Raw genomic sequence first — 24,538 nt, 5'->3', positions numbered from 1 at the left:
TTCGCGGCCCGTGGTTCTCAAAGCCCATTGCCGACGAAACTGCGCAGTTCCTCGGTCTGAGGCGCGTCGAGCAGGGCCGCCGGTCCATGCTCCCAGACCCTGCCGAGATGCATGTAAAGGATGTTGCTCGCCACCTTGCGGGCGAACGCCATTTCATGGGTGACGAGGATCATCGTCATGCCGCCGCGCGCGAGATTTTCGATGACCTTCAGCACTTCGCCGGTCAGTTGCGGATCAAGCGCAGACGTCACCTCGTCGAAGAGCATGACTTGCGGTTGCATGGCCAATGACCGGGCGATTGCAGCTCGCTGTTGCTGGCCGCCGGACAGCTGCTCCGGGTAGAAGGAGGCCTTCTCCGCAAGCCCCACCCGGCCAAGACAGTCGAGCGATATGTCCCGAGCTTCGGCCTTGCTCAGCTTCTTGACGCAGGTCAGTGCCAGCGCCGCATTCTCCAGGACGGTCAGGTGCGGGAAGAGGTTATAGCTCTGGAAGACAATGCCGACGTCGCGACGAAGCGCACGTTTATCTAAGTCCGGCGAGTGAATCTTGTGGCCGCAAACCTCGATCTCGCCGCCTTGAATGGTCTCCAGCGCATCGATGCATCGCAGAGCTGTCGACTTGCCCGAACCGGACTGGCCGATGATGGCCACCACTTCGCCGGGTTCGACCGAGAAGGACACACCATTCAGGACCTGCAGCGTGCCAAAGCTCTTGCGGACATCGGATAATCTAACGATTGGAGACATTCAGTTTCCTTTCCAGTTTCCGGCTGGCGAGCGTGAGCGGGAAGCAGATGGCGAAATAGATTGCGGCGACCACCATGAAGATGCTGAACGGCTGAAAGGTGGAATTGTTGATCAGCTTGCCGGCCTGAGCGAGCTCGACAAAACCGATCGCCGATGCGAGCGATGTGTTCTTTATCACCTGAACCAGGAAGCCGACCGTGGGTGGCGTCGCGATACGCAGCGACTGCGGAAGAATGACCCGCGTCATGCGCTGCCAGCGCGAGAGGCCAAGACATTCCGCGGCCTCCCATTGTGTCTTGGCAATCGACCGGATAGAGCCGCGCCAGATCTCGGCAAGAAAGGCCGAAGTGTAGAGCGTGATCGCGACACCGGCCGCCAGCAAGGCCGGAAGATTGTTGAAGCCGGCGATGCTGAGCCCGAAATAGACGATGAAGAGCAGCACCAGCAAAGGCGTTCCCTGGATCAGCTGCACATAGGCCGTCGCGGTCCAGCGAATGATGCGGCTCGGCGAGATGCGTGCCAGAGCCACAACGAAACCGACCAAGCCGCCGCCGATGAAACCAAGCGCCGACAATGCGAGCGTCCAGACGGCCGCCTCGAGCAGGAAGATGAACTGTGTCAGGCCGAAAGTGGGCATGGGCTCCTCCTCACAAGGCCGTGCCGAGCTTGCGCTGGCGCTTGAAAACCACGAAGCCTATTCCGAGAAGCACCCATCGCATGAGAAAGGACAGCGCCAGATAAAGGGCGCCGACGACGATGTAGGTCTCGAAGGACAGGAACGTGTCGGACTGGATGCGATTGGCGACAGCCGTCAACTCCTCCGCCGAAATCTGTGACGTGATCGACGATGCGAGCATGAGCAGCACGAACTGACTGACGAGCGCCGGATAGACCCGTTCGACCGCCGGCTGGAGAATGACATGCCAGTAGGTTTGCGCAGGCGAAAGTCCAAGACATTCGGCCGCCTCGATCTGAGCCTTCGGAACGGCCTCGATGCCGGCACGCATGATCTCGCAGACATAGGCGCCGATGTTGACGACGAGCGCGACGATTGCAGCGACATTGGCCGGGATGCGCAAGCCAAGCGTGGCTATGCCAAAATAGATGATGAACAGCTGAACGAGCAGCGGCGTGTTGCGAATGACGTCGACATAGGTGCCGACGACGGTCTTCAGCATCGCCGAGCCGCTGGTTCGTGCGATCGCACAGAGCGTGCCCAACACGAAGCCGGCAATGGTTGCCGCCACCGAAAGCTGGATCGTCAGCCAGACGCCTTCCGCAAACTGATCCCAATAGGGAAGCAGGCCCTCGAAATCGAAAGTGTAGCTCATGCGACGCCATCCTCCCGGCCGCGCCAATGAGCAACGAGATGTGCTGGTCTCATTCCCGAGCTATCCTCCCTAGCTTGAGACAGAATCTACACGGTTGAGGCGATCGATTTAAAGTGGTATTTTATGTTTAAAAAACCAATCGGGATTTCGTCGCCATGCGTTCAGAAAACCTCTTCAAGCGGCAGTTCAACGAGTTCCTGCGCCATGTACAATCCGTTGGTCACGGTCGCCCTCTTGGCTCGGAACGGGAGATCGGCCGAACCCTCGGTACCAGCAGAACGACGGTCCGCAAGTGCCTCGCGGCGGCTATGGAGAGCGGCCTGCTTTCCACAGACAGAGTAGTCCTGCGGCAGGCAGAACCATCCGAGCTCTATGCCGAAGCAGAGACCATCCCACCGACATTGATGGTCGAACGCGCGTTCCTGAAATGGATACTCCAATCCGACAGCGGACCGGGCCAGGCAATCAATGCGCTTCAGCTCGCGCGGCAATTCGGCGTGTCGACGACGACGATCCGCGAGTTTCTTCAGAGCTTTCGGCATTTTGGCCTGATGGAGCGCGAAGCCGGCGGCAAATGGGTCTTCCGCGGCATGACGCTGGAATTTGCCAACGAACTTTCCGATATCCGCGAAATTTTCGAAATGCGGTCCGTCATGCGCTTCGCGGAGCTCGATGACGACGACCCGAGCTGGAACGAACTACGCAGACTGCGAACCGAGCATCTTGAACTGCTGGAGACGATCGAGACCGACTATCATCGGTTCTCACTTCTCGACGAGCGGCTGCATCGCTTGATCAACAGCGCGTCCAGCAATCGCTTCGTCACGGAATTCTACCATGTCATCTCGCTGATTTTCTTCTACCATTATCAATGGAACAAGAAAGACGAGCGCGTTCGTAACGAAGCGGCTGTGCACCAGCATCTGGCCTATATCGATGCGATTCTCTCAAGGGACCAATGGAAAATCAGCCAGACCTGCACGGCACATCTGAGCGAGGCGCGCCGGACATTGCTTGCAAGCCTTACCCGAGAAACTTGAAATCGGAATTCGAGCAACCCGCCGAAGCTCGGTCTGCGACATTCGATACCTCTGCGAAAACAATGGAAAGGGCGGCCATTGGATCCGTCTATATGCCCTTGCGGCTCGGAGAAAACGCCATCCATCACATGCGATGACCTGCTACTGAAGGGTCAAGCCCGATCCGATGTCAGTTCTTGCGGCATAAGGATCGACAATGGAGAGCGCCCGGCTGAGCGCTTCGGCAAACCCATTGAGCGAAATGACGTAGCCCATATCGCGACCCGTATCGGTCGCCGCCAGCATTACGCGGAGGCTACGCCGCCGCCGCAGGCTGGCTATCATGGCTGCATCGAGCTTCAGCTCGACCGGGCAGCCACGCGAAGAGGCGGCACCGAACGGCTGAGTCAGCCCCAAAGCAGCTTCGTCACCTCGCGGCAACCGGCCGCTCCGTAGATGCAGCCCCAGCGGCAAGGCCAGCAAGCCTCTCAGACTTCCCCCCTCGGGAGTGAGCTCGATCGAAAGCACTGGCGTGTTCGTCTGCAGATCATACAGCGTGTAAGAAATCGCATAATGCGGCCGCGCATGATTGGCAGTTCCCCGATTGACGATGGTAAGCGTCCAGTCGCCGTAACGCTCTTGCAATATGCCTGAATTGGCGGCGGCGGCGGTGGTCCGGCCAACCATCACAATCCTCCACCCGGTCGTTTTGCCAATATGGGCAAGCGCCCATAGGAACGCCTTATGAGCTTGAACAACCCTACCCCATTCATGTCTCCTCCTCCCGTAACAATATGCGCCCCACCTCACCGTCTCGACATTCAGGAATCCGAGCTCTCTCGAATCAATAGCGTCAACCTTATGCAAAGGCATCATACAATTGATGTAGCGCAAAGAATTATTCTTTTGCAATATTCAATTAATATGAAAGCCATCGATTGCGAATGAAGGTATTTTCAGATTATACACAAAATATATGATTATTAAATTTATGCCATAACTTATATTAGTAAATGTTACTTCAATTTCACTTATATCAAAAAAAGCAATGCAGACCAATAAGTGTGCATGATATTGTAAAAGGCCGCTCATAAATGGAGCGAGCAACGCGCAAACCCGGACTATCGGATAAGCAGACGATGCAATCTCGCACTGGAAGTGGGGACTGGAGTTGGCCTGGCCAGCGGTCATTTGAATGATGCCCCCTGCAAGGCGGCGTCGACAATCTCTCTCGTCGCCCTCGTGACGGCAAGATCAGCGGCAATGGCTTTTCGGACGAAACGCTGGTCGCCAACGATCCCGGCGGCAACGTCGGTATCTCAGTTCCCGTCCATTTTGGCAGATACCATCGAGCCAATGCCGGACAGGTTGACGATGTGATGCTTCTCAAGGGTGAGACGCCGACAGCAGTTAGGTCGGCACCGGCTATTTGCCGACGACAATGAGAGGTAAGCTACCTTACGACCAAGCCTTTAGCGCGAGAACCTCGGCACGGATGCAATAAGTTCGCGCGTATAGGCGTGGCGAGGCCGTTCGAAGACCTCCTCCACAGTTCCGGCCTCGACGATCGCTCCCTGCTTCATGACGACGATCCGGTGGCTGATATGCTGGATCACTCCCAGATCATGCGAGATAAAGATCATCGACAGGCCGAGCCTTGCCTGCAGATCGACCAGCAGATCCAGAACCTGGGCTTGCGTCGTGACGTCAAGCGCGGAAACGGGCTCATCGCAAATCAAAAGCTTCGGCGTGGCCGCAAGAGCCTGCGCGATCGACACGCGCTGGCGTTGGCCACCGGAAAGTGCGGTCGGCCTTCGGACAAGCAGATCCTGCGGCAACCCGACCAGATTCAGCAGATCTATGATCTTCTCGCGACGCTCCGATCTGCCGAGCCCACCACGGAGCAACAAGGGTTGCTCGATGATGCGTTCAACGGTGAAGCGCGGATTGAAAGAGCTGAGCGGGTCCTGACTGATCGTCTGTATCCCGGCTCTGAGGGGGCGGCGCATGCGTTCGGAAAGTGCGCTCCACGGCCGCCCTTCATAAAACACTTCCCCCGCATCCGGTTGCTGCAGCGCGAGCGCGACCTTGCCGAGCGTGGTCTTGCCCGAACCGGATTCGCCGACCACCCCCAGCGTTTCGCCGCTGTCGATATGAAGCGACACGTCGCGGACGGCGCGCAGGAGGCTGCCGTCCGTACGCCTGAAGCTCATCGATACGTTGCGTATCTCCAACAGACGCTCGCCCGAGCGTACAGGCTCGCGGCCCGGCAGGGGCATATCTGGTGCGCTGAGGCGATGACCGCGATTGGCGGCCGTCGGTACGGCTGCCAAAAGCTGCCGGGTGTAGTCGTGCTGCGGCTCTGATAGCACGCTGCGCGCCGGGCCGGTTTCCACGAGCCGACCCTTTTGCATCACGGCAACCCGATCGGCAAGCTGGGCAGCGACGGAAAGATCATGCGTGATCAGGAGGATGCCATGGCCGGCGCCAGCCAGCTCCCTGAAAATGGCGAGTACTTTTTTCTGGACGTTGACATCCAGCGCCGTCGTCGGCTCGTCGGCAACGAGCAAGCGCGGCTGGCCGGCAAGTGCGGAGGCAATCAATGCCCGTTGCCGTAGCCCGCCCGACAATTGATGCGCATATTGCCCCACCCGCGATTCAGGCTCGGGAACGCCGACACGTTCCAGCAACTCCACGACGTGCTGTGATACGAGCGAGCGCGGAGCCAGACGATGCGTGAGGATAGGCTCGGCGATTTCGCGACCGATCGTCCTCAAGGGGTCGAGCGATACGAGCGCGTCCTGGAGAATGAAACCGATTTCACGCCCGCGCACATGCCGCCAGGCCCTATCGGACAGGCCGAGAAGATCCAGCGGGCGCCCATCATGAGCGGTCAGCTCCATCCTGTCGGCCTTTACCACCGAACGCAATCCGGCGAGACCGACGATAGCCCGGGCAGTTACCGATTTTCCAGACCCGGATTCGCCGACCAATGCAAGGATTTCGCCGGGCGCAATCTGTAGCGACAGATCTCGAACCGCATCCACGCGACCTTGCGGGGTCCGAAAAGCCACGCTCAACCCTTTGACCGAAAGCAGCAGGGGCGGCGCGGAAACGGCGGTCTGAAAATTCTGCAGGCCGGCCTGAATATTCATCGCAGATCTCCCGTTGCAAGAAGGGTTTGCAACCGGCGCCCCAAGAGCGTGATCGAGATGACGGAAAGCGCGACGACGGTTGCCGGCAGCAGGCTGGTCCAGGGCGCGATATCGAGAAAATTGCGGCCATTGGCGAGGAGCGCGCCCCACTCCGCCGCTGGCGGCACGACACCAAGTCCGAGAAAGCTTAGGGCCGAGGCCGATAGTACCGAACTTCCCACACCAACCGTCGCGAGAATGAGAAGAGGCCGAATGGCGTTGGGCACGATATGTCGGGCAATGATCGTCCACGGATGCTCGCCGAGTGCTATGGCATGTTCGACATAACCCGACAGCCTGATCTGAAGCACCTGCGAGCGGATCAGTCGGGCATAGCCAGCAATGCTGGCAAGCCCGACCGCCAATAGCGTATTGGCAGGCCCTCGCCCAAGAACAGCGATCACCAGCAGCGCAAGCAGCATTTCCGGAAAGGCAAGCAGGATATCGATGATGCGCAATAAAAGCCGGCCGATCGGCCTTGGAGCGAGCGCAGCCATCGTCCCGAGCACGATACCGCCGAGACTGGCAATCAGCGTCGCGCCGATGCCGATGGTCAGGGATTGCGAGGTTCCATAGACCACGCGCGAAAACAGATCTCGCCCCAGTTCGTCCGTTCCAAACCAGTGCTGCCCGTCGGGCGGCAACAGGATCGCATTCGGATCGACTGCCTCGGGATCACAAGCGGAAAGCCACTGTGGCGCCCATACCGCAACACCAAGAACGACCACGAAGGCGAAGGGAACAAGCAGTCCGAAAGACAGCCAGACCGGGCGAGTGCGCGTGATGCGGGGCTCCTGCATGCTTTCAGTCAGCACGACATCGCTCAAAGGGCTGTCCTCCTTAGACGTGGATCGATCAACAGGTAGAAAGCATCGACGAGCAGATTGACGATGACGAAGACAAGGGCGGACAGCATCACCAGACCGAGGATCAACGGCATGTCACGGGTCTTGATCGCCTGAAGCGTGATCTGCCCAATTCCCGAACGGCCGAACACCGACTCGGTCAAGATCGAACCGCCGAGGGCGGTGGCGAGCAATGTGCCGGTGAGGGTCGAGGCCGCCAGCGCGGCGTGCCGCAAGCCATGCCTGACACGCAGGACCGTCTCGCCGACGCCGCGTGTCCGGACCGTCAGCGAAAACGGCTGGGACAGCGCCTCCTCCAGACCGTCACGCAATACCTGGCTCAGAAGGGCCGCCAGCGGCAGGCTCAAAGCGATGGCGGGCAGCACAAGTGCTGACAGCCCGTCATTGCCGGTGACCGGAAACCATTCAAGTCTGAAACTGAAGATCGACAGCAAGACGATACCGATCCAATAGACAGGCGTGCTCAGAAGGATCAGCTCTATCCCCGAGGACAGCAATGTCAGGCTTTTACGACGGCCCGCCGTCGCCAGGGCCACGCTGATCGCCAGAAGAAGAGCAAGTACGATCGCGCTCCCGGTAAGCTGCAAGGTCGGCCCGGCAGCTTCATAGATCACCTCGGAAACGGGCTGTCTGTACTGGTAGCTCTGTCCAAAATCGCCGCTCAGAGCCTTGCCGATATAATGCGCATATTGCAGCGCGAGCGGCTGGTCGAGCCCATATTGATGCACCAATGCAGCCCGTTCTGCCTCATCGACGACGTTTTCTCCGCCAGCCAGTATCGCGACGGGATCGCCGGGAATGAGCTTCACCGCAATAAAGGCAATCGTTGCCGCGCCCCAAAGTACGGCAACAATCACCCCGGTCCGCCGCACAGCGGTTTGGAAAAGCTTAGCGGTCCAGCCAGGCATCGTAGAAATTCGGCTTCGCATTGGTGGCCCAGGAAATACCGTGCAGGCTCTTTGAGGCGCCGAGCTGATAGGCGGCCACAAAGAGCGGGACGGCATAGGCCTGCTCGATCACTTCCTTCTGCACCTCGGCATAGAGCTTCTTGCGCTCGGCATCGGAAGCTCCAACCGCTTTCGTCAACTTTTCGTCGAGGCTTTTGACACGCGACGCATTCTGGCCGGCAGGCGGAATATAGGCGGAATGGAATACCGTCCGCAGGATATCGGGCTCTGCGCGCACATAGTAGAAGGACACCAGATCGTAATCATTGGCATTGGTGCGCGCGGTCCAGCCACCGGCATCGACCGGATCGAGCTGCAGATCGAAACCCGCCTGCCGAACCTGATATTGAACGGCCTGCGCAAGGGTCACTTCCGTCGCGGCAAGCGAAGTGCTGTCGTAGACATAATGCAATGTAAGCCGGCCGCCGTCCTTCTTGCGGATGCCATCGGCGTCCTTCTGCGACCAGCCCGCCTCATCAAGCAGCCGGTTGGCTTTTTCCGGATCGAAGCCCCATGACCGGGAAATATCGCGGTCATAATAGAGCGTCGAGGGGCCGAGAATATTGTCGGCCGGCTTCAGAGTTCCGAAGAAGGCGGCCTTGACCCCCGCAGGTCCGTTGACCGCATTCTGGAAAGCTTGGCGTACCTTCAAGTCCTGAAACGGCCCCTTCGAAGTGTTGAGGAAATAGGCGCTGTTGACACCCGGATTTTCCCGCGTCACCACCTGCAACTTTCCATTGCCTTGGACGGAGCGGTAGTTTGCCGGCGGCACCGCGTCGATCGCCTGCAGTTGGCCACTTGCCAGCGCGCCGAGGCGTACAGAAGCCTCCGGCAGATATTTGAAGACGATCTGATCGAAATGGGCCGGCCCCTTATGTACGGCATAGCCGGGACCCCAATTGTAGTCCGCGCGGCGGCTAAGCTTGCTGCCGCTGCCCTTGGTGAAATTGTCGAGCACGTAAGGACCCGATCCGATGATGGTATTCGTCGTGCTCTGTGTTTTCTGAAGATAGGTCGACGATTGGATACCGAGATAGGGAAGGCTTAATCCCTGCAGCAGAGGCGCGAAGGATTGGCGGTAACGGATCACCACCGTACGACTATCCGGCGCCTCGATCTTGTCGACCGGCCCAAGCAGCGACTTGGCGTAGCTGGAGGTTGTCTTCGGATCGAGAATGCGATCGAAATTGTATTTGACCGCAGCAGCATCGAACGGAGTGCCATCGCTGAATGTCACGCCCTGACGCAGATGGAAGGTATAGACGGTATTGTCGCCGTTGATGTCCCAGCTTTCTGCGAGCCACGGCGTGAACTTATTGTCTTCGGCCTGCCCGACGAGCGAGTCGACGATATTGCGGGTAATCAATGCCGTGATCGAGCTGCCTGTGATCGACGGGTCGATGATGGAGGTATCCGTTGCCAGCCCGACGTTAAGGGTGCCACCATCGACCGGCTTTGCCGAATCGGATGCAGCATTTGCGGCAGTGCCTATCATCGTCAGAAAAGAAAATGCCAGGGCAATGCTGATGTTGCTTCGCCCGATAGTCTTTGCGCTTGAATGCCTTTTTCTCATATCCCGTCCCTATTTTGGCCGCCGCGGCATCGATCATGCGGCCAAGAGGCCATACGACATCACGCGGACTGAACGGCATGATAATTGTCTATAAAAATACTAGACTAAAGGCATTGTGGTGCGTTTATTGAAAGAGAGGCGGAAATCCGTTTCAAGATCACGGGCGGAACTGATGACACGCCGATGATGACGCTGCTCTGCGTTGAATTCCAAGGCCCTTTAGATCAAACCCTCCGGCCGAGCCGTGCTTCAAACGTCTCCGCGAAACCGACGCCAGGTCTCACGGCACGAACAATGATGCAATCAGGTCCCGCTCGTTGGGTCGCGCAAAATCCGAGATTTAAGGGTGAACTTTCTTCACCGAGGACATCTGCGCTATAACGCAGGTTCAAAGAATCTGGAATAATGGGATCCCGCTCCGGCGCGAACATGATGTTCCAAAGGGGCCTTTATTTTTTCAGCATGCAATTTTGAAATTGGACTCCAAGGTGCTTTTTGCTGGTAGTACGCGCGGTGATGCGAGATTTTTCATGGGTATGGCAGATCGATCATTACGCACAGGCTCTGCGATGGGCACCTCGCTGCAAATTCAACCATTTGGACAAGCGTGGCACGACCAGTGAGCGATATTGGTCAATTACTCAGCTGCCCCCTTTTTGCCGATGTGGCACGCGAGAGCGTGACACTCGACGCCCGGGATTTGCGGACCAGATTCTATTCGCCGGGCCAGATCGTATTCAACCAGGACGATACTAGCGGCGAGGTCTACTTTCTGCGATCCGGATTGCTGCTGGCTCTCTATCTCGATCAGGACGGTCGGGAGCTTATCTTTACCCGGCTCAACACTCATGATTATTTCGGAGAAATATCTGCCATCGATGGCGGCAAGCGTTCGCTTTCAGTCTACGCAAAAACCGCGTCTTGCCTGATCGTCATGAAACGCCAGGCATTTCTGGATTTGCTCGAAACGATACCGCTCGTGCGACAGCGGATCATGATCGATATGGCCGAACGTATCCGCAGATTGACGAGGCACAGCTATCAACTGACCAGCCAAAGCGTGGATAAACGCCTGAAAGCCTATGTGGCACGCATGGCGCTGGAGAGTGGCGCGTTCAAACCCAACGGGTTGCTGGCCAAATTTCCGACCCATGCCGAAATCGCCGGCTCGATCGGTGCCAGCCGCGAAGAGGTCAGCCGCTCCATCTCCGTCTTGAAGCGCGCGGGAATTCTGGAAGCCGGACGACAGAAGTTGACGATCCTCCAGCCGAACGCGTTGCTGAGCGAGCACTGAGGCAGCCTCATTCTATTTCGTCTTTATCAGCCAATTGACGGCAATATTGACGGCTCGCGTTTCATTCTTGCTGACGCGCACCTCATCTGGCTGATAGATATCGCCGGTCTGGGTCGATGATTTGGTTGCGGCTACTTCGAAATTCACCGGCGGATTTTCCTGCGGCGTCACGAACTGTGCGATCATGTTCAAATCATGCACATGCTCCCGCAGCGCATCCATCTGGGTCGAGCCGACGCCTCGTGAATTGACGGCCGGACCTTGGGGCGCGTGACGGTCGTCCTTGTCCAGCGACTTCTCCAGATCGACGCCGCGCAGAAAATAACCACGGTAGTCTGGCAGCTTGAATTTGTCGTCTCCATCCGGTCCGTAAAGATCGCCGATCACGCGATAAAGCTCCGGATATTCGGTCTTCAGCAGGCTGGAGCCATCGCAGATCATCCATGGCAGGTAACGCAGATCCGTCATGGCCGACGTCAAGGTCTGCGTCTGCTGCAGGATCTCGCCGGGGAAAATGATGATGGCACCGACGGGCACGCCATCGTGAGTTCCCGGACGCGGATGCGGAAAGAACTGATGGCGCGGCTCCTGCCCGGGAAAATTCCCAGGAAAGATGGGCGGAATGAACGAAGGTGGCAGCATCCAGCGCTCCTGCAATCATGAAAATGGATTGTCGTGCGACAGCGCGACCATTGCCGTGGGAACGGTGATCGACCAACTGTCGTGAATGATCTTGGACCCCTCGTCCGGTTGCTCCAGCAGAAGATCGACGGCGCTCATGTCCACGGCCATGCAAGGGGTCAGGTCCTCGCTACAGGGCCAGATCTGCCCCGTTCGGAATGCGAGCAGCACCGTTCTCGCCGCCTCGGGCTTGACCGATAGCAGAATGTGAGCGCGCTTGGCGCGCAGCAGGTCCCGCAGATAGCGACTGGGCGAAAACAGCGAGATCAGAGCGGACTGTCCATCGCTCAGATAGGGGTCGGCCGCAGGATCCTGGATGAACTCGACTGCCATCCCGTCCCAGTCGAAGGAATGGCGAAGGAACTGAAAATAGCGTGGCTCGAAGTTGATGGCTCCGGCCTTGCCTGTCGTATCGGTCGGCTTGGCAAGCGTAGCGCCCGCAAACAACGCGATGGCCGCCTGAACGATCTGATCTTGGACGACCTGCGTCAGAAGCTTCGGGTTCTCGGCGTCCAGCGCCTTCTTCTGCTGCGCCAAAGCTGCCTGGTAGTCTGCCATGGCCGCCTGATAGGCGGCCTGGATTTTCTGATAAGTCGCGATTTGCCAATTGGCGAGCGTGGCGGCGCTGCGCGCGCATTGAACCTCTATGCTTGCCACATAGTAGTTGTCGAATGCAGTTGCCCCTTCCGCAGGCGATGTATCGGGAGCCGGCGCGTCTCCCTCTCCTGACCCGGCTTGCTTACCGGAAGCGGCGCCGACGGCTGACGATGTCATCGGAGCGCTGCACAGGATCGATACCCGAAGCCGATCGGAATATTGCGCCGGCGTTGCCGTCAGATATCCCTTGAACGTCGAGAGCGTACCGGTTTGATCCGCCGTCAGGATCACGCCACTCATCGTCACCTGCGCTGTGGGATTGGCAACGAAGCTGCTGATGCTGACGGCGGCCGAAACCGGCGTGTAGCCTTCGGGCACGTCCAATTCCGCGTCCGACAGCGGGTTTCGGGACTTGAATCCATTGCTGATCACGCGAAGAGCCGGTGGCGGCAGACTGTCCGGGGCAATGCCATAAGCCTGGAAGGCATCGAGATAATAGACCGCCGCCGCCGGCGATCCAGGCTTGACGGGATCGGGCGACAGGTTGGCGTAGGAGGTTATGCCCATGCTTGCGGGAGATGGTGGCGCGGCAAGCCTCAGCTCATGATATCGAGCAATCGCTTGGACGAGATGAGCGCTGGGATTGTCGATGAACATCTCGAAGACCAGCCTGTCCTGGCTGGCCCGGGTCTGAAGATGATATGCCCGGTTCACCCAGCGGAATACGGCCTGAAGATTGCCGTTACCGCCAGTGTTGGACAAGGTCCGCGTCTGCGTGGTTTCCAGCTCTTCGAAGACCCTGCTGCTGCGACGCAACACCGATTCACGTCGCAAAGCCTTGACCGAGCGATCGATGACGTCGCGGGCAAATTTTGAAATATCCTGCAGGTAACCGCCGGCGGGCTGTTCCTGCACCCACCAATTGCCGGTGACCTTCATGGAATTGGTGGCCGGTTGCCCGTAGTCGGTTTCGTAATTGTTGATCGTCGTGGTCGAGACACGATCCGACAACGTCTTCTGCACCTGATTGATCAGATCGGCGGTCGTCGTATCCCGCCCGAAATTGCTGGTGCTGTCGCTCGACGTCTGCTCTTCCTCGACTGTTTCCTTGCGTCGCAGATTGCGGTGCACCTCCTGGCGCGTTTCCCCCGAAATCACGGTTTCGATGCGCTCTATATCTCCGAGCGCATAGCGCCCGGGCTTGTAATGCACGGTGCGGATGGCGCCCACGGCATAGAGCTGGATAGCCGGAGGATCGGCCGGGGCTGGCGGCGGATCGATGGGAAAAATATCGGCGGGCAGGATCATCACCGCATTAAGCGCACGCGAAAGCGCCGCATCGGATGGTCTCGGCGCGGGGTCGTCGCCGAGTTTCGGATGTGAGGCCTGGAAAGCTAGCACCCAATTGATGAGATGCGCGACCTGTAGCAACCGGATCAGATCGGAAAACCAGCTATGGTCATAGCCGAGCGTGATCATCAGCGCGATTGCCGCATTCCAGATATCGGTCAGCGCCGTTTGGGCATCCGTCGACTGCAGCTCTTTGGCCAGATCATCCCAACTTTCGAACTGCTCCTCCACCCAGCGGTCGAGCGCTGCATAGCTGCAGTCCTTCCTCAAATGATGAGGGAAATGGCGAAAACTCTGGTAAGGCGGGGCAAGCGGCTGCGTCGGCGTGACGAAAGGCTCGCTTGGCCCGCCGCCCGCTTCTGGAGAGATCGTATCATCGATGAAAGTCACGGCCGTTTCGCGCTTGGTCGCTGGATCGGCAGCTTTCAGTTTCGTATAGAAAGTGCTTGCGGCAGCAGATGCAGACACGGTCATGAACCGCTGCTCCACCAGACTGGCCGCCAGTTTCGGCCAGGGCTTGATGTAGACGAAGGGAAAGAGCTCGCCCGCTTCCAGATGCGCATCGGCGATCGCCATCCCGTCTGCGGTATTCGGGATCGGTAGCGGTCCAGGCTCAGGCGGATCATTGTCCGGCGGTGGAACGGGCGGGGTTGGCGGAACCGGGCGCGTATTGCCGAAGCAGATCATGAAACCGATATAGTTCCAATAATAGATGTCATCAGTCTCCTCGATTTCCACCCGGCCCATGATCTGCTGCGAATATTGGACGTCGAGCCCGGTGCGCCAGCGCAGCCAGCCATGAACCCTGCGACCGCCCGTGAAGGCCACGCGGAACGGCGTCTCATGATCGAAGCGTAAGCTTTCGACGACATGGATCTCGAGCGGCAGAACCGCCCGGAAAATCTCGGCCGCGACATTCAAGACGGATTGGCGACCCGCATCCTCATAGAAAATGCGGAAACGGATCACGATTTCTTCGTTCTGGTCCTTATGCGGGATGTCGCGCCATTCCTGAATCTCGGTGTGGCCGGTCATGACGACATCCTCAAACGTCGATGGTTTCGAGACCCCTGATGATCTGGGCGAACCAGTCGGTGTCGGTATCCCCGGACAAGGCCTGAATCAACGGATCATCGTCGAAGCCACCCTGAGCAATCTCTCGTATCGCCGGATCTGCCAAGTCCAACTCATCGTCCATTGGAGCCAGCGGAAATGTTCGCGCTATTTTTGCGTAGTCGCGGGTTTTCCATTCACCGCGGCGAATTTTCGTTACCGCCGCATCGCGCTGGGTAAAACATTCGGCGATGTAGTCGGCGACGACCTGGAGCTCATCATCGCCAACTTTGACATACATCGCGGCAAAGCCCTTGATACTCGCGGCTCCGCGGATGGTTACCGGCTGTCGCATCAGAAACAATCTGGCATCGATAACCTCATCGTCGTCGTCTATGCTGCCGGTCCCGATTTCGTCGTCGGGGACAATGCTGATCTCCCGTCCACATTCTTCCGTGAATTCCCTCGAGCAGTTTTCATAGACTTCATCACTGTTATTCCAATCATGACCTTCGAACTTCCCGCCCGGCAGGGCGAATTTCGCTCCGCCGTGCAGCTCTGCACCATTTGGCACAATTGCTCGCCTGCTGGAGAAGAAGTACCCCCTCGCCCTCTTCTGGAAAGCGATGAACCGAACGCTGTTTTGCGCGGTGCGCGAGAATATGATGGTATAAACGAAATATTTATCGGGCATTGGACTATCCTTTTCAGAAGCGGATCAGGTCGGTTCCGCGCGATATGAGACAAAGGTGAGCGGGGTTGCCCGCGGCCCAGGAGTGCCACCCCGAAGCTGGACTCTGAGCGCCTGCAGCCCACTCAGAGCAAAAGAGGTCCCGCAGGTATCGGCGACGCGACCGCGCAGCTCGCTCTTGCAATCGATCTGAAACTTCAGGCGATCCGGCAGGGACATGGCCCATGAACCCGCATGGCCCAGCGGCATTTCCGCGATCGGCCGGCTGTCCCGGCAGATGCAAAGCGACAGATCGGGGCGGGGTACGCTTTGGCTCAAGAGGAACCCCGATCTCAGCCCATGCCCGTGCGGTCCGTCTATCCTGGTTCCGGTGTCCGGGTTATAAAAGCCTGGCCGAAGAGGGCATTCGTTGCCGTAGCTGTCCCGGATCAGGAATGCCGGCTCCCAGCCGATGCACAGTGGATGATGCCATCCGTAAAGGCAGCGCTCGATCGCCGCCCACAAGACCGGCATGGCGCCCGGCAGCATCCCGGAAACATCCCAGAAGACACCCACGCGGCTGACATGCGGATTGAGAGAGCCATTCTCGTAGGTCAACCAGGTTTGCATGGCGGTTACGGCGACGGTTCGCTCGGCTCATAATCCGTGAACTTCGTGTCCTCCGGAATATCCAGCACGAAAATATAGCCAATGTCCGAAAGCTGGATCCCGGTGTCCAAATGAAAGCGCACGCGCATCATCTTTCCGGAACTTTGCACATCGATCTTGACGTGACCCTTCACATGGAACTTCTCCGCATCCTTCGGCTTCCCAGGGGCCGGGATCTCCGTCCACTCGGTGTTCGAGAAGAGATATCGAGGGATCGTCGAGCCGGCATTGGTATCGACATTGGTTATCGTCAGCGAAAAACTGTCCGCGCCAAGACTGACGGCCCGGGTCTTTTTGTCTCGGACGGCGGAATAGGTTGCGGTGATGGTGACCCTGTCCCTGCCCGTTCCGACAATACCGCCGGAGGTCCAGCTTTTTACGACCTCTGCGTAAGCCTTGGATGGATCTTTGACCTCGCTTGACGCAGGCGAACTTCTGTCACTAACCGAGTGCTCGGTGTCATCGCTGGCCGGAGCAGCGCCATCCGCATCCTCGAGGTTGTCGTCGCTTGTCGAAAGAACGGGCTCGGCCTGGTCTTTGCCATTGTTCGGCTTGTTGGCGGCCAAAGCGGTTTTCGCCCCTGAAAGCCTTAGTTTGGTTTCCGTTTTCATGGCTGTGACTGTCCTCTTTTTCATCAAAGGGAAAACGGGATACCAGCTGACTGCTGGCCTGGTATCCCGGATCAATGATCGTCTCAGCGAGACGGCGAGCGTTTACTGGTTGATGTTTTCCAGGTGGAACTCGAAGGGAGACGAGTTTGGGCCGGGACCGCCGCCGGTCATGACGATATTGGCGCTGGTGATCCCGAAAAGGTTGATCTCGGTGTTCACCTGGCTGATGATCGCGGAATTGATGATCTGACCCTCGGTCACCTGGCTGACGACGCCGATATAGATACGCGGCTGGAACTGGAAGACCGCCTTCTGGCCAGGGGCCATGTTCGTCTTGGTCGCGAGCAGCTTGCCGTCCTTGAAGATACATGCGCTGATCGCGCCCTGCTTCAGCTGGTTGCGAACCTCGACTTCATTCGGGGAAGTAGCGCTGTTCTTCGACACAGACAGCACGTCGCCGGAATTATCGAGAGTCATGTCGAATGCCTGGCCGTCATAGGCCGTCAGTTGCGGTGTGTAGTTGCCCCAGCTGTCCTTGGCCGAAACCTGGAACTGAAGCGGGAAATTGAACGGATGCGTATCGAGCCGGCCGCAATTGCGGATCACCTTCCAGGCAACGGCAATTTCGCCGAAGGACTCGGCAACGTTCTGCTGAAAAATAAGAACGCTGGAATTGTTCGTATCGCCTGAGCGGTTAGTGAAATTCAGTTTGATGTTCTCGGTTACCATTGTCGATTCGTCCTCTCGTGTTTCGATGAAGCGCTTGGCCCTCGCCAACAATCAGACACTAGACCGCATCGCTGCGGCCCGCCTTTGAGGCCGTACCTAAATTCTTTGCGCCTGACATTTTTTTGCGAAACTCCATCGGCCCCTGGCTGTAGAGCCGACGAAATGCAGTCGAAAAATTGTTCGGATCGCCATAGCCGACCGTCAGTGCGATGTTCAGGATGCTCTCGGAACCATCTCGTAAAAGCTGCGCTGCAAGTTCACACCGTCGCTGACGCAGCCAGGTTATCGGTCCGATGCCGAATGCCTGATTGAATGCCCTGTTCAACGTGTTGCGATTGGTCCCAAGGGTCGCCGCCAGCTCATCGACCGTCACGGGATTGGCGATATTGGTTTCCAGCATTTTGCATGCCACGCGCACCATCGGATCGCCACTCGATCCCACGGAAAAGGTCGCTTCCCGGATTGCCGTCGACATCGTGAAAAGCCGCCGTTGAATTTCCAGGGTGCTGAACGGGTATGTGATGTAATCAACGAAACCGCAGGCAAGCAGCTTTTCGACATCAGGCAGATCACGGCCGACGATCGCAATAGCGGGCGATGTGGGCGGAACATAGCTGAACATATCAAGCGACAGGTCATCGCCAATATCGATAAGACTGACGGCGCAGGCGCCCGGCTTGCTGTTGTCGTCATGAACAGTCCGATTAGACTGTTCAAGCACTTCTAGAATCTTGCGTAGCTCGCGGATCTTGCTTTCCGACAAGCCAAAAAGCTGAAAACGGTGCGGAAGCGTCAATTCGATGAGGGAATCGGCGTGCTCCTGCAGCCAAGGCATGCCGAGGCCAGGCGAAGCCGGGCCGATATCGCGTGTGACGTGCTCTAACATGGTGATATCCGACGAAGTTTGGATGCCGCGCGGCATCGGTTGACTTCATCAGCAGATCGACATTAGCCACTCCACTCTGTGCGGCGCCTCACATAAGGCGGCACAGATACGCTTTTCCGCGATTTTTTGGTTTGGACGCATCAACCTGCGCCGTCGGGTTGAAAAAATGCCGAGGAGACCTTTGCATTGGAGAGGATCGCAATATCGATGACGGACCTATGTGTGGATCCGAAATTCGGGGGATCGCGGCATCAAACCATTGCTGATATTGCCGCTTGGTCCTCTCGGGCGTCGACCGGGCCGATTGCTCTGGAGAGCATCGTTAGCCGAAGAGCGTTCAGTTCATCATGCGGCGCGAGCCGTGAGATTGCCTTTCTCGCGCGGAGTTCCCATAACACCGCCGACTGCTTGCATGCGGTTCGAGCAGCCAGATTGTAGAGGCTGAGTGCCTTATCGATGCGGCCTGCGCGCTCGTGCACAAGGCCGCTCAGTCGCTGTCGCTCTGCCCGCCACACGCCTTCGGAAGTGCCGGGCGAGCCTGCAAGCGCTTCCCTGCTGTATTCCAGCGCACGTTGATCGTCGCCATTCATCGCATAGGCAGCCGCCAATTTTGCTGACCAGTAGGGAATGCCGATGCCCACACCCATGAGCTTTTGGACAGCAAGCGCCTGTTCCATTCTCGACCGGCTCGAAGGATTACCCGTGGCTTCGAACTCGGTGAGCGCCTGCCACATCCTGCCAGTCGCCGACCAAAACGCGGCGCCCTGCCTGTCTGCAAGCGCGATCCCCCTTTCCATGCGGGCCAATGCGAGATCGAAATCCCCAAGATAGCCCAATGCCACTCCACCCCAGATATCGATGAACGGCAACATGAGGGGGATGTCGAGCACAGATTGATGCGCGTCTGCCTCAATGACGAGATCGCGCGCCCGCGCGAACTGGCCGACAATGGCTGCCGAATGCGGCGAGAACGCATGCGCCGTCGCGAACAGGTCCATCCCATACTTGGCCGCAAGAGGCGCATGAAACTCGAATTCATAGTGGGTCTTGATTTTCTCCAGGGTCGCCAGCTGAGCATGAAACTGCCCGGAATAGAACTGAATTCCGTTTCTGGTTCCCAATACGGATAGCGTATGCTCCGAGAGCCTTTCTCTTTCCGGTAACCGGCGAAGCACGGCCTCCATTCTCGATACGGTCATCGCTGCGTCTTTGGTGTGACCGATCAGGACCTGATAGGTAAAGATTCCCCAGAAAATGGAAAGGCTGTCACCACCCATCCGATTGATCTTTTCCAGATGCGCTAGGCTTTTCATATAGGTTTCAAGCACTTCCAGGCCGGTAAAACCACGTGTTTGCATCAGGTTTGCGGCCAGATCGATAAGGAGGTTCGCCTGCCGATGCTCGACGTCGACGCCGTTCCGCTCGGCGCGCGCGAGCAGGTCCAGGGCATGACGAAGCTGACTTTCGCCTTCGGCGAAGGCGCCGAGAGCCGTCGTGTACCTGCCGATCCTGTGTCTATAGTCCGCAGCAAGGGTATAATCGCCGGCGGCCTCGTGATGGTAGGCAATTTCCGCCAAGGCCTTATCGCCAACATGCGGATTGCCTTGCGTATGAATCCAGGCGACGCGCCTATGAAGGCTCTCTCGCCGCTTGCGCAGCAAAGTGCTGTAGGCCGCGTCTCGGATCAGATCGTGCCGGAAACTCAAGAAGGAGGCATTCTCGCGTTGGAAAATCTCTGCTTTGCAGAGGCGCTCGATATCGGCATTCAAGTCCTGATGGGAAAGCCCAGAGACCTGGCCCAGCATCACCTCGTCAAAATAACGCCCAACGACGGAAGCGCATTGCGCGATGCGCCGTGCCGACCCGGTGCTGTCGATCCACGCGACAAGCGCGCCGACGAGCGTTTCAGGAACTGTCTCGCGACCCGATATGCGTCCCTCATTGAGTTCTCGAAGAAGATGTTCGAGAAAAAGCGGAACGCCTTCGGACTTTCCGACGATCTCATCCGCCAGCATGGATGTGATGCTCTCACCGCAGCAGCTGGAAACCGCCTCATGACATTCGGCGGCACTCAGCTCGCCAATGTTCAGCACCAGGCTTTGGAGCTTCACGGGGCTGTCGGCAAATTCGGGCCGGCCGCTCGCAAGCCACTGGATGGGGCAATCTTCCAGATCCGTCAGCAATCTCACAATCAGCTGAAGCGTGCTGGGGTCCAGCCATTGCAGGTCTTCGATGATGATCTGGATTGGGCCTGCCTTTGCAATCCTGCGAAAAGATGCGCAAAGGGCATCAAACGTCCCCTGGCGAATGGCACCAGGCGCCTCTCTTAGATGCAGTCCCATAGCGGTTTCGGGCTGGCAGAGTGCGCGCAGGTAATCAGCATCGTCCGCTCCCAAAGAAACGCGGTCGTCGAGCTTGAGCCACTCGACGACAGGATAAAGAGCCGTATTGCTTTGCCGCTCCGCCGCCTGCAGCACGATGCTCCTCTGTCCAGCAGGGCAACGCAGGCCATGCTCTCGCAATATGCGGCTTTTGCCGATGCCGGGTCGGCCGGAAAGAATGGAAAGCGGGCTGGCCTTGCCGGTCTTGAGAACAGCCTCCCATGCCATAGCCAGCTTCGACAATTCCGCGGCTCGCCCGAAGAACGGAAAGCCATCGCCTGCCAATCGTTTCGCATCCTCGATATCCAGGCACCAGACAGGCTCCGGCTTGGAAAAGCCCTTGAGAGCGACATCTCCGACGAAATGAGCCTCCGTTTCCCCCCGCAGGAGCCTACGCGTCAAATCGGAGATGTAGATCGATCCTGGCTCGGCCGATGCCTGCAGGCGAGCGGCAAGAACACCGCTCGCACCGGTAATCTTGGAATTGATGCCATCGAATTCGGCAACCACGAGCCCGGTCGCGATCCCCACCCGCACGGAAAGCCTATAATCCATCCCGCATATCTCGCCAGCTTTCCTGACGATATGCTTGGCCGCTTGAACCGCGCGGTCGGCCGCATCCTGATAGGCAATGGGCACGCCGAAATGAGCGACGATTCCATCGGCCAGGTACTCAGCAACGATACCACCCGACGCCTCGATTTCGTTCTTCGCAAGAGCATAGTATCGCTGGAGGAGCTCCCGCAGATCTTCCGGATCGAAACGCAGGGCAAGGCCTGTGTAATCGACAATATCGGCAAAAAGGACGGTAACCTGGCGACGCTCCGGCAGGTCGTGGTCCATCGGCGGGTGCGGTATCTCCTCCGGCGACAGCATGGCTCTCACTCTCTCATGTTTGCTGCCAATTGAAGTCGAAATATTTTTGAGCAGCGGCAACGGCTTTGACGCGCGCGGAATCAAAGGGATTGCTGAGCGTCCAGTCGGTCCAGCAGCGGAACGCGCCGGGCAAGCCATTTTCTTCAGGCTGCGCTCTGAACGGCGGCGATATGAAGCGCCCTGCGGGCAGGCCGATACCATTGGTCGGGAAAACATCGAGCTGCGTCGCGACGGGAACGGCGAATGCCGAACCGATCGAAAAATCGAATGCCATCGCCTGCCAGCTTCCGTTGCCGCGAGGGGTAAGGATCGGCGTATCCAGCAATGCACGGACAAGGCCGATATTACCGAGTTCGACAAGCCGGGAAATCGGCGCATAGTCGAAATACCGCATCGTCCAGACCGGCGCGTTTTCCTCCGTCGCCGTACTGTATGTCGATCCGACCAGCGTATTCTTCGCCAGCTGCTTGGCAAGTCCGTAGAAGAGCCGGCCTGAATAGGTGGCGAGGCTATTGTCGAGAAACAGGGCGGGCAGAAAGCTGAAAACCGTACCGTCGCCGCCGGCGATCTCCACGCAATTGATGGCGACGATATTCTCAAGATAGGTCTTGAATCCAAGGAATTGCGGCAGGAAGCTCGCACGCACATTGGTCTGCCTGTTGAACAGGAATGTGACCGGATGCGTGGTTGCGGACGTCACCGATTGCCGCGACAGCACCAGCCCCGGTGGAAGCATTTGCTCTACCTGATCGACAGGTAGGGCATGAAAGCTGAAGACGCCTTCCATTGAGCCACGAAGAAAGGCGGGCGTGAGGGGCCAATTCGCATGAGGAGCGGTGATCGAAGACAGCAAGGCCGGTACGGGCAGCGCATCCGGCACGAGATCGAACTCTCCGTAGATCGGCTCCGTCGAGCCGGTGAATACCCTGGCAGCTGCAAGACCGGAGATTGTCGCGGCCTCGACGCAGCCTGCATTGATGCCGCAACGCGTCCAGTCGCCCGCGAGCACGAGATTGGTGAACCCCGATTCATCTGGCGCCAGCCGGTAGTAGACCGAACCCGGCACCGAGAGAACATACCGTTCGGAGCCGTAGAAATTCTGCCGAAAATACTGGTTGGTGAAGCGTTCCGACCCAGATTGCCCCTTGAGAGAGACAAGCAGGTCTTTATCAAACTTGCCTTCAGCGGTTCGGGTATCCGGCCAAATTGCCGTCAGATAGTCATCGGCCCATTGTTCCGCCTGATCCTGCATGGACGGCGCCGTCTCGTCGGCATCTCTCGACGGCGAGCAAAAATAGGCAATCGATTGGGGAGCCGGGCCGGGCCAGGTCTCACGGATCAGCAAGTGGCTCATGTCGGCCCAGGTGTCGAGCGGTTCGGCGAAGCCGGTCATGACCGTCTGCAAAGTAGCCGGATCGAAGGGACTATATTGATTGTGAGCCTTTACCAGACCAGGCCAGCCCGTCTCAGACGTCGCCTTGTTGAGCCAGAATTGCACCGCGCAGGTCGCAACCGTCTCGACCTTCTGGAGCATCAGCTTCCAGCAGGGAGATGCGTCAGCAAGTTCGCCCGTCATGGGAGGAAGGGAGGCGAGCGATGCGCCGAGAATGACGTCATCGAAGTCGACACCTCGATGCAGGCTCTTCGGAGCGCCGACAGGGGCCGATTTCTCCGATTCAAAATCTATTCCGCTCTCGCGCAGCTTCTCGCCATCGACCAGTTGCAGCCAATCCGGCTCCGAAGGCCAGCAGGGCAGACCCGCGACGTCGAACAGCGGCTCATAGGAGCCCGATATGAAGCGTGCCTGTTCAACAAGGTCTATCCTCGCAACGGTATCGCGTGATGCCGACAGCGCAAGATTGGTGACGGCATTGAAGAAGCAGAACTTCACACCGCGCTGTTTGAGGACTTGATAGTAGGGCGCAAATATCGTGTCGCCCATGCCGGCCTGCATCTTGAAGAACAGGGCCTGCTTGTAGGTGAAGGCCAGGCGCAGGAGCCCGCGCATCGCAGTGCCTGCACCGACGCCACGATCCGTGCATATGCCGCCCGGATAGCCAAAGACATAGTCATAGCAGCTGCGGAATACCGAGGATGCCACGGCTTGCTCGGATGCATCGTGCTTCAGAAGCCATGCCGAGCATTCCATGCCGTCGATAGAATCGAAGCCGCGCATGAATACCTGATCGGCGACCATGCCCATCGCAAAGGCTGTCCCAAGGTCCAGCATGAAATAGACCCGGCGCGCAGTATCATCATTGATCCACTCTCCTGGCTTGATACCTTCGAGCCAGATCCGGATACCATCCAGAATCTCCTTGAGCTCGTTGCCATTCTGCGCTGTGTGCAGGCGAGCATCGGTGGGCATCGTCTGGGCATATGCTACGAGTTGATGAACCGGCGTCTGATAGCCGCCGACATCCGTCGCCTGCCGCGGCAGCGGTAAGGCATCTCCGACTTTGTCGATCTGGCCGGCCAGGAATTCAGCCACCTTCTTGAAATAGTCAAATGGCTGCGGCAGCACCCCTCCTGAGCCTGGGACCAGATTGTTGGCCGGAAACTCGATATACCATGGCCGCCATTCCTCCCTTGGGTTTCCGACCGCTTCTTCGCTGAGAATGAACGTATTAAGCGGCTTGAGTGCCTTCTCCACGGTTCCGAGCGGATCGTCGGGAGATCTCAGCTTCAAAGCTACAAGTTCATCATAACATGAGCGGATCAGACGAAAGGCATTGTCATAAAATCCGGCCCAGATGTGCAGACCATGCTCCTCGATCCGATTGGCTATTTCTCGATTGCGTCCGCTGGCGCATTTGCCGCCGAGCCGCCACCCACGCTGGTAGACGGTTATGTCATATTTTTCCTGCCATCCTGGTTGTTCCGTCAATGCATAGGCAGCGGTGATGGAGGCCACGCCGCCTCCGATGATGGCAATTTTTCTTTTTCTCTGCGGCACCATAAATTCAAGCTCCCCTTCAACATTTAAGCGTGATTTGAACAACTGCGGCTGCATCCCTTCTCAGAACGAAGACATCGGCAAACGAAGGGTTAATGGTGATTTGACC

At 58.0% G+C, this 24,538-nt stretch carries 19 protein-coding genes; 2 read left to right on the top strand and 17 right to left on the bottom strand.

The genetic code is table 11. The features are described 5' to 3' along the window. Positions 1 to 17: 17 nt before the first annotated feature. From GA0061100_RS17525 to GA0061100_RS17515, 3 genes are read right to left on the bottom strand one after another with little or no spacing between them, the layout of a single operon-like run. Entirely contained in the window at positions 18 to 746 is a 729-nt protein-coding gene (locus GA0061100_RS17525) for an amino acid ABC transporter ATP-binding protein (RefSeq protein ID WP_075853994.1), read from the bottom strand. Continuing rightward, positions 730 to 1,383 (bottom strand): amino acid ABC transporter permease, encoded by a 654-nt coding sequence (locus GA0061100_RS17520; RefSeq protein ID WP_075853992.1) that lies wholly within the window; start codon positions 1,381 to 1,383, stop codon positions 730 to 732. Before GA0061100_RS17520 ends, GA0061100_RS17525 begins: the two co-directional genes overlap by 17 nt. Positions 1,384 to 1,393: 10 nt before the next feature. Next, on the bottom strand, positions 1,394 to 2,077 hold the full coding sequence (locus GA0061100_RS17515; RefSeq protein WP_075853991.1) for an amino acid ABC transporter permease: 684 nt from the start codon (positions 2,075 to 2,077) through the stop codon (positions 1,394 to 1,396). A gap of 155 nt (positions 2,078 to 2,232) precedes the next feature. Between GA0061100_RS17515 and GA0061100_RS17510 the strand changes: the two genes are divergently transcribed. Continuing rightward, positions 2,233 to 3,117: a GntR family transcriptional regulator gene (locus tag GA0061100_RS17510; protein ID WP_075853990.1), complete on the top strand. Its 885-nt coding sequence runs from the start codon at positions 2,233 to 2,235 to the stop codon at positions 3,115 to 3,117. A gap of 141 nt (positions 3,118 to 3,258) precedes the next feature. Here GA0061100_RS17510 and GA0061100_RS17505 read toward each other — a convergent pair whose 3' ends face one another. The 5 genes from GA0061100_RS17505 to GA0061100_RS17485 all read right to left on the bottom strand — a co-directional run bounded on the left by GA0061100_RS17505 (position 3,259) and on the right by GA0061100_RS17485 (position 9,598). Further along, positions 3,259 to 3,783, bottom strand: coding sequence for an invasion associated locus B family protein (locus tag GA0061100_RS17505; RefSeq protein WP_075853989.1), 525 nt, complete (start codon positions 3,781 to 3,783; stop codon positions 3,259 to 3,261). A 785-nt stretch (positions 3,784 to 4,568) separates the two neighbouring features. After that, positions 4,569 to 6,251 carry a dipeptide ABC transporter ATP-binding protein gene (locus GA0061100_RS17500; protein ID WP_075853988.1) on the bottom strand — a complete coding sequence of 561 codons (1,683 nt, stop codon included), beginning with the start codon at positions 6,249 to 6,251 and terminating at the stop codon, positions 4,569 to 4,571. Then, positions 6,248 to 7,117, bottom strand: a complete 870-nt coding sequence (locus GA0061100_RS17495) for an ABC transporter permease (protein ID WP_244557869.1) — start codon at positions 7,115 to 7,117, stop codon at positions 6,248 to 6,250. The genes GA0061100_RS17500 and GA0061100_RS17495 overlap by 4 nt, the downstream gene beginning before the upstream one ends. Then, the gene (locus GA0061100_RS17490) at positions 7,114 to 8,064 is read right to left on the bottom strand and encodes an ABC transporter permease (protein WP_075853987.1); all 951 of its coding nucleotides are present in this window, start codon (positions 8,062 to 8,064) and stop codon (positions 7,114 to 7,116) included. The genes GA0061100_RS17495 and GA0061100_RS17490 overlap by 4 nt, the downstream gene beginning before the upstream one ends. Next, entirely contained in the window at positions 8,045 to 9,598 is a 1,554-nt protein-coding gene (locus tag GA0061100_RS17485; RefSeq protein WP_143525467.1) for an ABC transporter substrate-binding protein, read from the bottom strand. Before GA0061100_RS17485 ends, GA0061100_RS17490 begins: the two co-directional genes overlap by 20 nt. Before the next feature lie 697 nt (positions 9,599 to 10,295). Between GA0061100_RS17485 and GA0061100_RS17480 the strand changes: the two genes are divergently transcribed. Then, entirely contained in the window at positions 10,296 to 10,970 is a 675-nt protein-coding gene (locus GA0061100_RS17480) for a Crp/Fnr family transcriptional regulator (RefSeq protein ID WP_075853985.1), read from the top strand. A gap of 12 nt (positions 10,971 to 10,982) precedes the next feature. On the opposite strand, the gene GA0061100_RS17475 is transcribed toward GA0061100_RS17480, so the two are convergent. The 9 genes from GA0061100_RS17475 to GA0061100_RS17435 all read right to left on the bottom strand — a co-directional run bounded on the left by GA0061100_RS17475 (position 10,983) and on the right by GA0061100_RS17435 (position 24,432). Beyond that, positions 10,983 to 11,612, bottom strand: coding sequence for a phage tail protein (locus GA0061100_RS17475; protein WP_083961378.1), 630 nt, complete (start codon positions 11,610 to 11,612; stop codon positions 10,983 to 10,985). A gap of 15 nt (positions 11,613 to 11,627) precedes the next feature. Further along, the gene (locus GA0061100_RS17470) at positions 11,628 to 14,633 is read right to left on the bottom strand and encodes a hypothetical protein (RefSeq protein ID WP_075853984.1); all 3,006 of its coding nucleotides are present in this window, start codon (positions 14,631 to 14,633) and stop codon (positions 11,628 to 11,630) included. Positions 14,634 to 14,643: 10 nt separating this feature from the next. After that, positions 14,644 to 15,345, bottom strand: coding sequence for a hypothetical protein (locus tag GA0061100_RS17465; RefSeq protein ID WP_075853983.1), 702 nt, complete (start codon positions 15,343 to 15,345; stop codon positions 14,644 to 14,646). A gap of 24 nt (positions 15,346 to 15,369) precedes the next feature. After that, complete coding sequence (locus GA0061100_RS17460; protein WP_075853981.1) at positions 15,370 to 15,951, bottom strand: hypothetical protein; 582 nt, start codon at positions 15,949 to 15,951, stop codon at positions 15,370 to 15,372. A 5-nt stretch (positions 15,952 to 15,956) separates the two neighbouring features. Continuing rightward, positions 15,957 to 16,601, bottom strand: a complete 645-nt coding sequence (locus tag GA0061100_RS17455) for a hypothetical protein (RefSeq protein ID WP_075853980.1) — start codon at positions 16,599 to 16,601, stop codon at positions 15,957 to 15,959. Between the two features lie 102 nt (positions 16,602 to 16,703). Further along, positions 16,704 to 17,330, bottom strand: a complete 627-nt coding sequence (locus GA0061100_RS17450; RefSeq protein ID WP_075854309.1) for a hypothetical protein — start codon at positions 17,328 to 17,330, stop codon at positions 16,704 to 16,706. Positions 17,331 to 17,388: 58 nt separating this feature from the next. Beyond that, positions 17,389 to 18,252, bottom strand: coding sequence for a helix-turn-helix transcriptional regulator (locus GA0061100_RS35170; protein WP_244557867.1), 864 nt, complete (start codon positions 18,250 to 18,252; stop codon positions 17,389 to 17,391). Between the two features lie 215 nt (positions 18,253 to 18,467). After that, on the bottom strand, positions 18,468 to 21,473 hold the full coding sequence (locus GA0061100_RS34395) for an AAA family ATPase (protein ID WP_075853979.1): 3,006 nt from the start codon (positions 21,471 to 21,473) through the stop codon (positions 18,468 to 18,470). Between the two features lie 13 nt (positions 21,474 to 21,486). Further along, entirely contained in the window at positions 21,487 to 24,432 is a 2,946-nt protein-coding gene (locus tag GA0061100_RS17435; RefSeq protein ID WP_280173837.1) for an NAD(P)-binding protein, read from the bottom strand. Between the last annotated feature and the right edge of the window lie 106 nt (positions 24,433 to 24,538).

This window comes from Martinezella hainanensis, assembly GCF_900094555.1.
Classification (GTDB): Bacteria; Pseudomonadota; Alphaproteobacteria; order Rhizobiales; family Rhizobiaceae; genus Rhizobium; species Rhizobium hainanense.
Note: the sequence above shows the minus strand (reverse complement) of the source record. Positions and strands in the feature narration are given on the sequence as shown.

Bases quoted from the DNA above. Each gene is read 5' to 3' on its own strand.
- GA0061100_RS17485 (WP_143525467.1), bottom strand. From the start codon at position 9,598: ATGATAGGCACTGCCGCAAATGCTGCATCCGATTCGGCAAAGCCGGTC.
- GA0061100_RS17515 (WP_075853991.1), bottom strand. From the start codon at position 2,077: ATGAGCTACACTTTCGATTTCGAGGGCCTGCTTCCCTATTGGGATCAG.
- GA0061100_RS17455 (WP_075853980.1), bottom strand. From the start codon at position 16,601: ATGAAAACGGAAACCAAACTAAGGCTTTCAGGGGCGAAAACCGCTTTG.
- GA0061100_RS35170 (WP_244557867.1), bottom strand. From the start codon at position 18,252: ATGCCGCGCGGCATCCAAACTTCGTCGGATATCACCATGTTAGAGCAC.
- GA0061100_RS17525 (WP_075853994.1), bottom strand. From the start codon at position 746: ATGTCTCCAATCGTTAGATTATCCGATGTCCGCAAGAGCTTTGGCACG.
- GA0061100_RS17500 (WP_075853988.1), bottom strand. From the start codon at position 6,251: ATGAATATTCAGGCCGGCCTGCAGAATTTTCAGACCGCCGTTTCCGCG.
- GA0061100_RS34395 (WP_075853979.1), bottom strand. From the start codon at position 21,473: ATGCTGTCGCCGGAGGAGATACCGCACCCGCCGATGGACCACGACCTG.
- GA0061100_RS17450 (WP_075854309.1), bottom strand. From the start codon at position 17,330: ATGGTAACCGAGAACATCAAACTGAATTTCACTAACCGCTCAGGCGAT.
- GA0061100_RS17435 (WP_280173837.1), bottom strand. From the start codon at position 24,432: ATGGTGCCGCAGAGAAAAAGAAAAATTGCCATCATCGGAGGCGGCGTG.
- GA0061100_RS17475 (WP_083961378.1), bottom strand. From the start codon at position 11,612: ATGCTGCCACCTTCGTTCATTCCGCCCATCTTTCCTGGGAATTTTCCC.
- GA0061100_RS17465 (WP_075853983.1), bottom strand. From the start codon at position 15,345: ATGCCCGATAAATATTTCGTTTATACCATCATATTCTCGCGCACCGCG.
- GA0061100_RS17505 (WP_075853989.1), bottom strand. From the start codon at position 3,783: ATGGTTGGCCGGACCACCGCCGCCGCCGCCAATTCAGGCATATTGCAA.
- GA0061100_RS17490 (WP_075853987.1), bottom strand. From the start codon at position 8,064: ATGCCTGGCTGGACCGCTAAGCTTTTCCAAACCGCTGTGCGGCGGACC.
- GA0061100_RS17520 (WP_075853992.1), bottom strand. From the start codon at position 1,383: ATGCCCACTTTCGGCCTGACACAGTTCATCTTCCTGCTCGAGGCGGCC.
- GA0061100_RS17510 (WP_075853990.1), top strand. From the start codon at position 2,233: ATGCGTTCAGAAAACCTCTTCAAGCGGCAGTTCAACGAGTTCCTGCGC.
- GA0061100_RS17460 (WP_075853981.1), bottom strand. From the start codon at position 15,951: ATGCAAACCTGGTTGACCTACGAGAATGGCTCTCTCAATCCGCATGTC.
- GA0061100_RS17470 (WP_075853984.1), bottom strand. From the start codon at position 14,633: ATGACCGGCCACACCGAGATTCAGGAATGGCGCGACATCCCGCATAAG.